Source organism: Roseivivax halodurans JCM 10272 (assembly GCF_000521785.1).
In the GTDB taxonomy this organism is placed as follows: domain Bacteria; phylum Pseudomonadota; class Alphaproteobacteria; order Rhodobacterales; family Rhodobacteraceae; genus Roseivivax; species Roseivivax halodurans.
Window position 1 is genome coordinate 84,184 of the sequence record NZ_JALZ01000014.1, and the last position, 12,873, is coordinate 97,056.

General features: G+C 67.1%; 13 protein-coding genes. 7 read left to right on the forward strand and 6 right to left on the reverse strand.

The window, feature by feature from the left end; all coding sequences use genetic code 11:
- Positions 1 to 50: 50 nt before the first annotated feature.
- Positions 51 to 266, forward strand: coding sequence for a hypothetical protein (locus OCH239_RS13555; protein WP_037263657.1), 216 nt, complete (start codon positions 51 to 53; stop codon positions 264 to 266).
- Between the two features lie 14 nt (positions 267 to 280).
- Here OCH239_RS13555 and OCH239_RS13560 read toward each other — a convergent pair whose 3' ends face one another.
- Entirely contained in the window at positions 281 to 481 is a 201-nt protein-coding gene (locus OCH239_RS13560) for a hypothetical protein (protein ID WP_157577877.1), read from the reverse strand.
- 234 nt (positions 482 to 715) lie between these two features.
- Here OCH239_RS13560 and OCH239_RS13565 point away from each other — a divergent pair, with 234 nt between their 5' ends.
- A complete protein-coding gene (locus tag OCH239_RS13565) occupies positions 716 to 1,144 on the forward strand; it encodes a protein tyrosine phosphatase family protein (RefSeq protein ID WP_037263710.1) in 429 nt (142 codons plus the stop codon).
- A gap of 47 nt (positions 1,145 to 1,191) precedes the next feature.
- On the opposite strand, the gene OCH239_RS13570 is transcribed toward OCH239_RS13565, so the two are convergent.
- The 5 genes from OCH239_RS13570 to OCH239_RS13590 all read right to left on the reverse strand — a co-directional run bounded on the left by OCH239_RS13570 (position 1,192) and on the right by OCH239_RS13590 (position 7,199).
- Complete coding sequence (locus OCH239_RS13570) at positions 1,192 to 2,337, reverse strand: flagellar motor switch protein FliM (RefSeq protein WP_051489469.1); 1,146 nt, start codon at positions 2,335 to 2,337, stop codon at positions 1,192 to 1,194.
- Between the two features lie 75 nt (positions 2,338 to 2,412).
- Complete coding sequence (locus tag OCH239_RS13575) at positions 2,413 to 5,103, reverse strand: ATP-binding protein (protein ID WP_037263663.1); 2,691 nt, start codon at positions 5,101 to 5,103, stop codon at positions 2,413 to 2,415.
- Complete coding sequence (locus OCH239_RS13580; RefSeq protein ID WP_037263666.1) at positions 5,100 to 5,402, reverse strand: hypothetical protein; 303 nt, start codon at positions 5,400 to 5,402, stop codon at positions 5,100 to 5,102. Before OCH239_RS13580 ends, OCH239_RS13575 begins: the two co-directional genes overlap by 4 nt.
- Positions 5,399 to 5,770, reverse strand: a complete 372-nt coding sequence (locus OCH239_RS13585) for a response regulator transcription factor (protein ID WP_037263670.1) — start codon at positions 5,768 to 5,770, stop codon at positions 5,399 to 5,401. The genes OCH239_RS13580 and OCH239_RS13585 overlap by 4 nt, the downstream gene beginning before the upstream one ends.
- A gap of 109 nt (positions 5,771 to 5,879) precedes the next feature.
- Positions 5,880 to 7,199 carry a helix-turn-helix domain-containing protein gene (locus OCH239_RS13590; RefSeq protein WP_037263673.1) on the reverse strand — a complete coding sequence of 440 codons (1,320 nt, stop codon included), beginning with the start codon at positions 7,197 to 7,199 and terminating at the stop codon, positions 5,880 to 5,882.
- Between the two features lie 221 nt (positions 7,200 to 7,420).
- Here OCH239_RS13590 and OCH239_RS13595 point away from each other — a divergent pair, with 221 nt between their 5' ends.
- From OCH239_RS13595 to OCH239_RS13615, 5 genes are all read left to right on the forward strand, one after another.
- Positions 7,421 to 8,782, forward strand: coding sequence for a substrate-binding protein (locus tag OCH239_RS13595; protein WP_037263674.1), 1,362 nt, complete (start codon positions 7,421 to 7,423; stop codon positions 8,780 to 8,782).
- Between the two features lie 125 nt (positions 8,783 to 8,907).
- Positions 8,908 to 9,939 carry a branched-chain amino acid ABC transporter permease gene (locus tag OCH239_RS13600; protein WP_037263675.1) on the forward strand — a complete coding sequence of 344 codons (1,032 nt, stop codon included), beginning with the start codon at positions 8,908 to 8,910 and terminating at the stop codon, positions 9,937 to 9,939.
- Between the two features lie 4 nt (positions 9,940 to 9,943).
- Positions 9,944 to 11,146, forward strand: a complete 1,203-nt coding sequence (locus tag OCH239_RS13605) for a branched-chain amino acid ABC transporter permease (RefSeq protein ID WP_037263677.1) — start codon at positions 9,944 to 9,946, stop codon at positions 11,144 to 11,146.
- Between the two features lie 12 nt (positions 11,147 to 11,158).
- Positions 11,159 to 11,914 (forward strand): ABC transporter ATP-binding protein, encoded by a 756-nt coding sequence (locus tag OCH239_RS13610; RefSeq protein WP_037263680.1) that lies wholly within the window; start codon positions 11,159 to 11,161, stop codon positions 11,912 to 11,914.
- 12 nt (positions 11,915 to 11,926) lie between these two features.
- Positions 11,927 to 12,682: an ABC transporter ATP-binding protein gene (locus OCH239_RS13615; RefSeq protein WP_037263683.1), complete on the forward strand. Its 756-nt coding sequence runs from the start codon at positions 11,927 to 11,929 to the stop codon at positions 12,680 to 12,682.
- The last annotated feature ends 191 nt before the right edge of the window (positions 12,683 to 12,873 follow it).

A 12,873-nucleotide genomic window follows, 5' to 3' on the forward strand; every position in this document is an offset into this window, starting at 1 on the left:
GGGCGATGGATTACCCGCCGGGCACCCGACGCAAGCGGAGGCATGCGCATATGGAAAGCCTGATCTGGGGCGGCACGCTCATTTCGGTGATCGGCCTCGTCGGCCTGTTCTACTGCATTCTGCGTGTTGTACGGGCGCGGCGCGCGAACCTGTCCAGCGACACCCTGCGCGCGGAGATGAGCAAGGTCGTTCCGCTGAACATGGGCGCGCTGATGCTGTCGATGTTGGGGCTCGCCGTGGTGATCGTCGGGATCTTCCTCGGCTGAACCGCAGACCCGGATCAGATCGGCAGGTTGTCGAAGCGCGCCTCGAGCGCGTCCTCGCCCACATCAAGATCATCGTTGACGGCGCGTGGACGCATCCAGCCGTCCACCCCGTCGCTCAGCCGACCGAGAAGTTCCCGGCGCAAACCCGGCTCGGCGCGCGACAGATCCTCGGCCAGCGCATCGACGCGCTGCTCGAGCTCCACCTTTCGTTTCATTGCATGGCCCATCCGGTGCTTCCTCCCCATGGTACATGATCCGGCCTCTGGCAGGAGATGCGCGGCAGCGATTCCTCCTACGGTTGTTAGATTGGGCGCGGCGGGGCCGCCAATCAAGTTCCACATGGCCGTTTGAGGCGATTTTCGACGCTGCGCCGCCGCATCGGGCGGCATTTGGGCAATGCCGCGCCCGCGGGTCTCGACAGCCCCGCGGGCGCGCGCTACGCACGCGGCATGGACATTCGCCAGGTCACGCCCCGCTATCACGTCTCGCCGCAGATCTCGGCCGAGGAGGTCGCCGATATCAAAGCGGCGGGCATAACCCGGATCATCTGCAACCGCCCAGACGCCGAGGTCCCGCCGACGCATCAGGCGGATGCCATCCGCGCGGCGGCAGAGGCGGCCGGCCTCGAGTTCGAGGTCCTGCCCCTCACCCACCAGACGATGACGCCCGAGAACATTGCGCGTCAGGTCGAGATGGTCGACGGCGCCTCCGGCCCGGTCCTGGCCTATTGCGCGTCGGGCACCCGCTGCACGGTGATCTGGGCGCTCGGCATGGCAGGAGAGATGCCCGTCGACAGGATCCTCGAAACCGCGTCCAAGGCCGGTTACGATCTGTCGGGCCTGCGTGCGACGCTCGAGGCGAAGGCCGCACAGGCCTGAGCCAAGGCTCCGGCGGCAGGCGCTCATCGCTCTGCGCGAAGTCCTAATCACTCTTCGGATTCGAACGCGGAGAGATCCGGAAGATCTCCCATGGCGGTGGCGAAGTCGGGGAAATCCCCTCCCTCGCCGATGTCACCCCCAAGCGCCGCCTCGAAATCGAGGGGCGGCAGGTCCGGCAACTCGTACTCGTCGTCCCCGAGCTTCATCCCACTGCCCCCCGTCAAGGCCGGGATGCCGAATTCCATGGGCCCTTCCGCAGCCTCCTCCGGCGCGGTCTTCGGCGGCGAGACATCGATCTCGGGCCTCCCGCGCGCCTCTCCTTGCCGGCTCGCGCCGGTCGACTGGGAGATGCGGATCGCCCGTTGCCCGTTGAGCTGGCCGAGGCGGCCACGCGTCACCCGGTAGCCGCCACGCGCCACGAGTTCGGCCTGGTCGAGCACGTCGGCGGGCAGCGGCAGCAGCGCGCCGACCGTCAGCGCCTCGGCCACGGAGACGGGAAGCCGCATCCGGCAGAGCACCGCGTCGATCTCGGCGGGCAGGCTCATCATCAGCTCTTCGTGCCGCGGTGCGACCGTCTCCTCCGGGATGCGCTCGGGCTCCGCCGCCTCGTCGGGTAGTGCAAGCGATACCCGGCCCTGGCGCAGGCCCCCGCCCATGTCGAGCTCGGCCTCGAACAGCCGATAGCGCGAGGCAGAGAGAAGGTTCGCGGCGATCCGCGGGCTTTCGATCATCGCGCCGTACCGGTAAGCGGCGAGGCCCGTCCCGAGCGGGTCATTTCCGAGATAGGCGCAAAGCCGTACCAGCGCGCCCTCGATCAGGGGGGCTGCGACTGCGGCATCGGTCGGCGTGAGGCGCCTGTCGTCGAGCTCCATATCGGTGACGATCCCGAGCGTCTGCACCTCGACGAGCGCGGTTACCGTGGCCCGGTCGAGCACGGCAAAACCAATCGCCTCGCCCGGTCCGTCCAGGAGCAGGATCATGTCGCCCGCCTCGAACACGGCGACGGCCCGGTACTGATCGACCATCTGGATCTGAGCGTTGCGTGCGATCAAGGCCAGGTTCCACGCCTCTTCGGCCGTCCTGGCATAGGCGCGGCGCAGCGCCTTTTCCGCGGACATGCCGCGGGCCTCGATCGCCCGGCGTGCCGCTTGTGCCTTGCGGCTGAGCACCTTCTCCGCGGCTGCCTCCGACATACCTCGCCCGTTCTGGAATCCTGTCCTCGGCCCCGTTTATCGCCGCGACAGGTTACCAAGCCCTTTCGCGCCGCCTCACTGCGCCGCGAGTGCCGCCTCCTGTGCCAGCTCGACGCGGAATGCGGTGCCGCCCTGCCCCGGCAGGTACGAGATACCGCCCCCGAGCCGCGTCATGATCTGGCGGCAGATCGCAAGTCCGAGCCCGGCCCCGCCCGCCTTCTGCTCGGCGATGCGGCTGAACTTCTCGAAGATCGTGTCCCGCGCCTCGGCGCTGATGCCGGGCCCGTTGTCGACGAAATCGACGGTGACCCGGCCCGGCTCCCGCGCCACCCGGATCTGCAGGACCGGATGCGCCGCCTCGCAATACTTGTCGGCGTTCGAGACGAGGTTGATGAAGACCTGCGCCAGCCGGTCGAGATCGGTGTTGAGCCAGACGGCGTCCTCGGCCCGCCGGTCGCGGCGGAGCTCGATCCCGCCCGGCCCGATGCTCGCCGCCGCCACCGCGCGGTCGAGCACCTCCGACAGGCGCCCCTCGCGCAGGTTGAGGTTCACCTGCCCGTTCTCGAGAACGCTTAGATCGAGAAGGTCGTCGAGCAGCCGCGTCAGGCGCACCGCCTCGTCGTGGATGATCGAGGCAAAGCGGCTGCGCTCCTCGGCAGGCAGGGTCTCACTGTCCCGCAGGATCTCGGAGAAGGCGCGGATCGAGGTCATCGGCGTGCGCAGCTCGTGGCTGATCTGGCTGAGAAACGCGTCCTTCTGGACCGAGAGGCGCGTCAGCTTGCGGTTCGCGTCGCGCAGCTGGCTGGCGGTCAGCGCCAGTTCCTCGGACTGCGCCTCGAGCCGCGCCGAATATTCCATCAGCTGCGCGCTTTCGTCGGCGACCGCCATCAGGTCCTCGACGGAAACCGACATTCCGCCGACGATCTGTCCGACCATGGCATGCGCCGTCGCCGCGCCGACCGACCCCGCGAGCTCCCGCTCGAGCGCTCCGAGGAATTCGGGCGTCGGCTCGGGCAGATCGCCCCGTACCCCCTGACGCCGGGCTTCCCGCCGGAAGAGCGCCATGGCGTCCCGCGCCCCGAGGATGCGCTGCGCCATGATCATCAGGTCCTCGGTCTGCGCGACGCCCCCGATCCACGAGCGCGGTCCGGGCGAATGCTGGAAGACGTTGACGAACTGCGCCCCCTGCAGCCGTTCAAGCGGGGTCGGAAAGCTCGCGACGGACGCCACGAAGAAGATGCCCGCGTTGAACGACATCGACCAGAGGATCGCGTGGAGGAGCGGATCGATCCCCTCGATCCCGAAGAGCGCCTGCGGCCGCAGCCAGCCCATGCCCCAGGGCCCGGCCTCGAGCACGGCGGCCGACAGCACGCCCGCCCCTCCGATCGACGGAAGGAAGAGCGTGTAGACCCAGATCGAAAAGCCCGCGACGAGCCCCGCCAGCGCGCCGACCCGCGTCGCCCCCCGCCAGAAGATGCCGCCGAGCATGGCCGGCAGCACCTGCGCGACCCCGGCAAAGGAGACAAGGCCGATCGTGGCAAGCGCGCTCCCCCCGCCCGAAAGCGAGTAGTAGAGGTAACCCAGCATCACCACGCCCGCGATCGAGAGCCGCCGCGCGGTCAGGACCACGTGCCGGACGTCTCCCGAGACCGACGCGCCGCTACCGGTGAGACGCAGCCAGACCGGCATGACGATGTGGTTCGACACCATGGTCGAGAGGGCGATCGCCGCGACGATCACCATGGAGGTGGCAGAGGAGAAGCCGCCGAGGAAGGACAGCGCTGCGAGTCCCTCCTGCCCCTGATCGAGAGGGACCGTCAGCACGAAGAGATCGGGGTTGGCACCTGGCGGCAGGAGATCGAGTCCGACGACGGCGATCGGCACGACGAAGAGCGACATCAGCAGGAGGTAGGCCGGAAACGCCCAGGACGCGACCCGCAGGTGCGACTCGTCGCTCGCTTCGACCACGAGGACCTGGAAGATCCGCGGCAGGCAGAGGAAGGCGGCGGCCGAGAGGAACGTGATCCCCGCCCAGCGTCCGCCGTCCACGCTCCATTGCCCGAGCTCGGAGGCGTCGATCCGCTCCAGCGTCGCGGCGAGCCCGCCCGAAAGTCCCCAGACCACGAAGATGCCGACCGAGAGAAGCGCGATCAGCTTGACCACCGCTTCGACCGCGATGGCCATGACGACCCCATTGTGGCGCTCGTTGGCATCGAGGTTGCGTGTCCCGAAGATGACGGTGAAGAGCCCGAGCCCCACCGCCACCCAGAACGCCGTGGTGTTCTCCGGTCCGGGACGCGGATCGAGCGCCTGCCCGCCCTCGCTGAAGACGGCGAAACTCAGCGTCACCGACTGGAGTTGCAGGGCGATGTAGGGTGTGGTGCCGACAACCGCGAGGATCGTGACGAGGATCGCAAGTGTGTTGGACTTGCCGTAGCGCGCCGAGACGAGGTCGGCGATCGAGGTCACCCGCTGCGACCGGCCGATGCGCACGAGCTTGCGCACGCCCCACCACCAACCGAGCATCACGAGGCTCGGACCGAGATAGATCGTGACGTATTCGAGCCCCGTCCGCGCCGCTGCCCCCACGGCGCCGTAGAAGGTCCACGCCGTGCAGTAGATCGAGAGCGACAGCGTGTAGACCAGCGGCGAGCGCAGCCACCGCACCCGCCCCTCCATCGCCCGACGCTCGGCCACGAAGGCGATGACGAAGAGGAAGAGCACATAGGCGAGGCAGACCGCGACGAGCGCGTTGAGCGTGGTCATGCTCCGCCCCCCTCGGATCGATCCTCCGCGCCCGGCTCGTCACCGTCCCCGGTGAGAACCGACAGTACGGCGCCGACGGCCACGAGGACGACCCAGACCGTGAAGACGTAGATCAGCGCACCCGACACGCTCGGGGAGCCATCTTCTCCCTGGGGCCAGAGCAGCGGGATCGCCCAGGCGAAGAGCCCGAGGACCGGCAGGAGCCGCGCCGCGTCCCGCATCCGCCGCCGCCGGTAGCTGCGCCGCTCGAGAAAGACGAGCGGGGCACTGCGAGGCGGCGGCTCGGGACGCTCGCTCATGAGACCGGAACGAGGGCCCGGACCGCCTCGAGCATCTCGGAATTCGAGAACGGCTTGGTCATGAAGCGGCTGACGCCGGACTGCTCGGCCATTTCTCGGTCGCGTGTCTGGCCGCGGGCGGTCAGCATCATGATCGGCAAGTCTCGGAATTCGGGGCTCGAGCGCAGCTCGCGCAGGATGTCGTAGCCGGACCGCCCCGGCAGCATGACGTCGAGGATCACAACGTCGGGGCGCAGGCTGCGTACCTTCTCGGCGGCATCCACCCCGTTCGAATGGGTCCTGACGCGCCAGCCGTCGCGCGACAGGATGAAGCTGATCGCCTCGATGATGTTCGGCTCATCCTCGATCAGCAGGATCTCTCTGCCCATGCAGGCCACTCCTCCCCTGTCCTGCCCCTGCGCGGCGGTTTCGCCGCCGTTCCCCCCGGGCCGGATGGCTTTTTATCTCCTTTCCGTGAGGCCCTGTCAAAAGAACCGGTCAGCGTCCCCCCAGACCGTCTCGGGCGAGGATCGACGGCTCCCGACGCGCCTGGCACGGATCGTGCGGGCAGATGCGGCAGGTCACCCCGACAGGCATGGGATCCGCCGCTCCCTCCGCATCGGGCGGAACCGGCACGATGAGCATATGCGCCGAATAGAGCGGCACCTGCCCGGGGCGCAACGGCGCAACTGCAGTGGCGATCGCATAGGCCGTGAAGCTGCGCCGCGTCCGCCCCGGCTGCGCGATCGCACGCGCCACAGGCACCATCGGGTGGCTCAGCGACTGGTAGAGCGGCCAGAGCGGGCACCCTGCGCCGAAGCGCGGCAGAGGGAAATCGGGCAGCGGCTTTCGATAGGTCAGCGCCCCGGCGCCGTCGCTGACGACGAGCCCGGCCGGTGCTTCGAGCGCATCTTCGGGCAGCGCCGCGAGCCGCCGCATGACACGGGCGGGATCGGCACCGAGCGCCTCCGCGAGAACGAACGGATCGGGTCCCGCCGCGGCCAGCGCCGGACGCAGCCGCGCGAGCGGCAGCGCAGCGGCGTCGGCCGCATAGCGCGCGAGAATGTCGACGAGCATCTGCCGCGCCGTGGCCGAAGCCTCGCCAGCGAGCCGCGCCGCCATCTCCTCGGGATTGAGCGCCCCAGTCTCGATCAGGGGAAACCGGTGCCCCGCCTGCTCGAGGATCGCGTCGACCTCTTCCTGCGGGACCGTCGCCTCGGCGGAAGCGTCCTCGGCGGCGTCGAGATAGCCGACGAGCGTCCGGCTCGTCTCCGCGAGCCGCGCGGCGTCCTCGTGGATGTTGCGGTGAAAGCGGCGCTGCCAGGCCGGCGGGAGTTCTCCGGGCTCGGCGAGGATCGAGGCCGTGGAGCGGATCGCCGTCACCGTCGAGAGCATCTCGTGCAGCGCCGCCGCAAGGTGCGGATCGTGGGTCAGGCGGTCGGACAGGGTCTCGACGGAATGCTCCAGCGCCCCGACCCGGCGATGGCTCTCGGCGAGCAGGTCGGCCCAGCCCGGAAAGCGCCCGGCGAACTCGTCGATCCGGTCGATCTCGGCCCGGCCTCCGCGGGCATGTGCCGCCGCTTCCCTCAGCCCCGCGATCAGCGTCGCCTCTGCGCCCTCGGTGAGGATGGCGGGCTCGACCTCGAGGATCTGCGCGATGTCGAGCAGCAGCTTGCCGCCGATTCTGCGCCGGTTGTGCTCGATAAGGTTGAGATAGCTCGGCGATATATTCGCCTCGCGTGCAAGGTCCGCCTGCTTCAATCCCGCCATGATCCGGCGCTCCCGGATGCGGCTTCCGGTAAGGGACTCGCCGGGCATGATGTTTTCCCTGCTAACTCAACTCTTTGCTGCGCTGCGACATAAGGTAATTTTCAATCTCCGCAGCGCTCTGTGCATTAATTTACAAAAAAACCCTTTATCACAAGCGCTTTGTTGCGCGGCTTTACGCCGACCCACCATAGTACCTTTGCACCTGATGTGCCTGCGGCCCGGCCGGGAAGAGGAGCCTGGCGGTCGCCAAAGTCCTTAGGGAGGATGACATGACCAATCGTTTCGTGACACGCCGCGGCGTGCTCAAGACCAGTGCGATCGCCGGGGCGGGCCTCGCGCTGCCGACCTACCTGCGGGCGCAGGAAAGCGGCTTCACCAACGCGCCCACCGGCGACACCGTCACGCTTGGCTTCAACGTGCCCCAGACAGGCCCCTATGCCGACGAGGGTGCGGACGAGTTGCGCGCCTTCGAGCTTGCCGTCGAGCATCTGAACGGCGGCGGCGATGGCGGCATGCTGCAGACCTTCTCGGAGAAGAACCTCGACGGCACCGGCATCCTCGGCAAGAAGGTCGAGTTCGTCACCGGCGACACTCAGACGAAATCCGACGCCGCCCGCGCCTCGGCCCGCTCGATGATCGAGAAAGACGGCGCGGTGATGATCTCCGGCGGCTCCTCCTCGGGCGTCGCAGTCGCCGTGCAGGGCCTCTGCCAGGAGGCGGGCGTCATCTTCATGGCCGGCCTCACGCATTCCAACGACACCACCGGCAAGGACAAGAAGGCCAACGGCTTCCGCCACTTCTTCAACGCCTACATGTCCGCGGCGGCAATGGCCCCGGTGCTCGAAAGCCTCTACGGCACCGACCGCAAGGCCTACCACCTGACCGCCGACTACACCTGGGGATGGACGCAGCAGGAATCGATCCAGGCCGCGACCGAAGCTATGGGCTGGGAGACGGTCCAGAACGTGCTGACCCCGCTCGCCCAGACCGACTTCTCCTCCTATATCGCGCCGGTCCTGCAATCGGGCGCCGACGTTCTCGTGCTCAACCATTACGGCGGCAACATGGTCAACTCGCTGACCAACGCCGTGCAGTTCGGCCTGCGCGAGGCCCAGGCCAACGGCAAGGACTTCCAGATCGTCGTGCCGCTCTATTCGGAGCTCATGGCCCGCGGCGCCGGCGAGAACATCAAGGGCATCCCCGGCTCGCAGAACTGGGACTGGAAGATCGAGAACGAGCTCGGCAGCCGCTACGTCGGCACCAATGCCTTCGTGAAGTCCTTCGGCGAGAAATACGGCTTCCCGCCGAGCCAGGCGGCGCAGACCTGCTACGCGCAGACGCTCCTCTATGCCGACGCGGTGAGCCGGGCGAACTCGTTCAACCCCTGCGCCGTCGCCGAGGCGCTCGAGGATTTCGAGTTCGACGGTCTTGGCAACGGCCCGACCTCCTACCGCGGCTCCGACCACCAGTGCTTCAAGGACGTCGTCGTCGTGCGCGGCAAGGAGAATCCCGAGAACGAGTTCGACCTCGTGGAAATCGTCGAGGTCACTCCGACCGAGCAGGTCACCTACGAACCCGATCACCCGATGTTCTCGGGCGGCTCGCTCGGCTCCTGCAACCCGGGCGCCTGATCGGCTGAGACGATGCGGGCCGGCGCACCCCGCGGCCGGTCCACATCGATCCGGCGCGTCCCCCACACCCCGGGGCGCGCCGGACCTTATGCATCTGTCAGAGCCATCCCGAACGGACCCGACCCATGGACGCCATAATCCTTCAGACGCTCAACGGGCTCGACAAGGGCTCTGCCTATGCGCTGATCGCGCTCGGCCTCACGCTCATCTTCGGCACGCTCGGCGTGGTGAACTTCGCGCACGGCGCGCTCTTCATGATCGGGGCGTTCTGCGCGGTGACGCTGCAGCGCATCCTCGGCGCCAGCTTCACAACGATCGACGAGACCCGCACCGACTTCCTCGGCAATCCGATGCAGGTCGAGACGCCCTACGTGCATGCCTGGTTCGGACCAGAGACCGGCGCAAGCATCATCGAATGGTCGGTCCCGCTCGCCATCCTCTTCTCGATCCCGGTGATGCTACTGATCGGCCTCGTGATGGAGCGCGGCCTCATCAAGCACTTCTACAAGCGCCCGCATGCCGACCAGATCCTCGTGACCTTCGGCCTCGCCATCGTGCTGCAGGAGATCATCAAGTATTTCTACGGCGCGAACCCGATCCCGACGCCCGCGCCCGACGCGCTGACCGGCTCCTACGATTTCGGCCTCCTGCTCGGAATGGACCCGAACGTCATCATCTATCCCTACTGGCGGCTCGTCTATTTCGCCTTCGCGGCGCTGGTGATCGGCGGCGTCTTCGCCTTCTTGCAATTCACCACCTTCGGCATGGTCGTCCGCGCCGGCATGGCGGACCGCGAGACGGTGGGCCTTCTCGGCATCAACATCGACAAGCGCTTCACCATCATGTTCGGCCTCGCCGCCGCCGTGGCGGGCCTTGCCGGGGTTATGTACGCGCCGATCAACTCTCCGAACTACCACATGGGCATGGACTTCCTCGTCCTGTCCTTTGTCGTGGTGGTCGTGGGCGGCATGGGCTCGCTGCCGGGCGCGGTGCTCGCGGGGTTCCTCCTCGGCATCCTCGAGAGCTTCGCCTCGATGACGCAGGTCATCAACCTCATCCCCGGCATCAACCAGATCATCATCTACGTCGTCGCCATCATCGTGCTTCTGGCCCGTCCGCGCGGGCTCATGGGGCGCCGCGGCGTGATGGAGGAGTAAGCCAATGCTCGGTCTCGGAAAGAAAGACCTCTCCCTGCTGATCCTGGTCGCGGTGCTGACGATGCTCGCACCCTTCCTGCTCAATCCCTTCCCGACGGACAGCGGCCTCGCGCAGTTCAACGCAGGCTATCCCGACCTGATGCAGCGGTTCGTGATCTTCGGGATCTTCGCCATCGGCTTCAACATCCTCTTCGGCCTGACCGGCTACCTCAGCTTCGGCCACGCCGCCTTTCTCGGGGTCGGCTCCTATGCCGCGGTCTGGATGTTCAAGCTACTGTCGATGAACGTGGTCCCCGCGATCATCCTGTCGGTCATCATCGCGGGCGTCTTCGCGCTGGCCATCGGATACATCTCGCTGCGCCGCTCGGGCATCTATTTCTCGATCCTGACGCTCGCCTTCGCGCAGATGTCCTTCGCGCTCGCCTACTCGGTGCTGACCCCCATCACCAACGGTGAGACCGGCCTGCAGATCGCCCTCGACGACCCACGCATCCTCGGCGTCTCGCAGACCGAGGACGGATCGATCCCGGTCACCCACTTCTTCGGGATCGAGATGCGCGCCACCGAGGTGCTGCGTCTCGGCGGGTGGGAGTTCCAGTTCTCCGCCGGCTACTACCTCTGCGCGCTGGTCATGCTGGTGGCCTTCTACCTTGCCATCCGCATCTTCCGCTCACCCTTCGGGATGATGCTGCGGGCGGTGAAGTCGAACCAGCAGCGGCTCTATTACACCGGCCTCAATGCACGCCCCTACACGCTCGCCGCCTTCGTGATCTCGGGCATGTATGCGGGTCTCGCGGGCGGGCTTCTCGCCTCCATGGACCCGCTCGCGGGCGCCGAGCGGATGCAGTGGACGGCGAGCGGCGAGGTCGTGCTGATGACCATCCTCGGCGGTGCCGGGACGCTCATCGGCCCGGTCCTCGGCGCGGGCTTCATCAAGTATTTCGAGAACATCTTCTCCAAGCTCAACGACAACGTCCTCCATGGCTGGTTCGCCTTCCTGCCCGACGGGCTCGAGGATTTCGTCGTGACCATCGTGCATCCCTTCGTCGGCAAGGGCTGGCACCTGACGCTGGGCCTGATGTTCATGGCCGTCGTGATCTTCCTGCCGGGCGGCCTCGTCGAGGGCGGCCAGCGGATCGCGCGCCTCTTCCGTCGCCGCAAGGCCTCGGACGAGCATCGCGCGGCCCAGGAAACCCCCGCGGAATAAGGAGCGCGCAAGATGGGAATTCTTGACGTCAGGGACGTGAACAAGCGCTTCGGCGGCCTGCAGGCTCTCGGCAACGTCAACCTGTCGGTGGCCGAGAACACCGTCCACGCGATCATCGGGCCGAACGGCGCGGGCAAGTCGACCCTGCTCAACTGCCTCGTCGGCAAGCTCATCCCCGACACCGGCTCGGTGATGTTCGACGGCCAGTCGGTGCTCGGCCGCAAGCCCTACGAGATCAACCAGATGGGCATTTCGCGCGTGTTCCAGACACCGGAGATCTTCGGCGACCTGACCGTCTTCGAGAACATGATGATCCCGCTCTTCGCCAAGCGCGACGGTTCCTTCCGGATGCACGCCTTCGAAGGCGTCAGCCACGAACGGGGTCTCATCGCCGAAGCCGAGAAGATGCTCGATGAGGTCAACATGCTCGACAAGCGGGACTTTCACGCCGGGAGCCTCTCGCGCGGCGACAAGCGGCGGCTCGAGATGGCGATGTGCCTGATCCAGCGCCCGAAGTTGCTGCTCCTCGACGAGCCGACCGCGGGAATGGCGCGGGCGGACACCAACAACACCATCGAGCTTCTCAAGACGATCAAGAAGAGCCGCGACATCACCATGTGCATCATCGAGCACGACATGCACGTCGTCTTCTCGCTCGCCGACCGGATCACGGTCCTCGCGCAGGGCACGCCGCTCGTCGAGGACACGCCCGAGAAGATCAAGGGCCACCCCAAGGTCAAGGAAGCCTACCTGGGCGAAGCGGCGTAAGGAGAGCCAGAGATGAATGTCCGTCCCGATTTCTCGAGACACGCCAACAAGGCCGAGACCGCCCCCGCCTTTCTCTCGGTCTGGGACATGCACTCCTATTACGGTGAGAGCTACATCGTGCAGGGCGTCAGCTTCAACGTGCACGAGGGCGAGATCCTCGCGCTTCTCGGGCGCAACGGCGCGGGCAAGACCACCACGCTGCGCTCCATCGCCCGGCTGGACAACCCGCAGGTCCTGAAGGGCGAGATCTGGCTCGACCACCAGCCCCTGCACAAGATGCGCAGCTTCGAGGCCGCCCAGGCGGGCCTCGGTCTCGTGCCCGAGGACCGGCGCATCATCCCCGGCCTGACGGTCGAGGAGAACCTGCAGCTCGCCCAGATCCAGCCCCCCATCGGCTGGTCCCTCGACCGGATCTACGAGCTCTTCCCGCGACTCGGCGAGCGCCGGCGGCAGGAGGGCGTGACCCTCTCGGGCGGCGAGCAGCAGATGCTCTCGATCGCCCGGGCTCTTGCCCGCGACATCAAGGTGCTGCTGCTCGACGAGCCTTACGAGGGCCTCGCGCCCGTCATCGTCGACGAGATCGAGCGCACGCTCCGGCACATCAAGGAGCAGGGCATGACCACGATCATCGTGGAGCAGAACGCCGTCCGCGCCTTGCAACTCGCCGATCGGGCGATCATCCTCGATACGGGATCCGTCGTTTACGATGGCGACGCGGCCGAGGTGCTCGACAACGCCGATTTGCGCGCCGAGTACCTCGCGATCTGACGAAGCCCGCCGGCTCGCGGCACCGATCCGGTCGGGGGCTCAGGTTCCCGGCCCCTTCATCGGGAACGCCGGGAAAGCGGGCCGCGTTTTCGGCAAGAGGAGGAGGCCGACATGAAAGATACCGTCTACAAGCCGAGCGAGGAGCTCGTCTCGTACGCCCACGTTAATGCTGGGCGTTACGAAGAGATGTA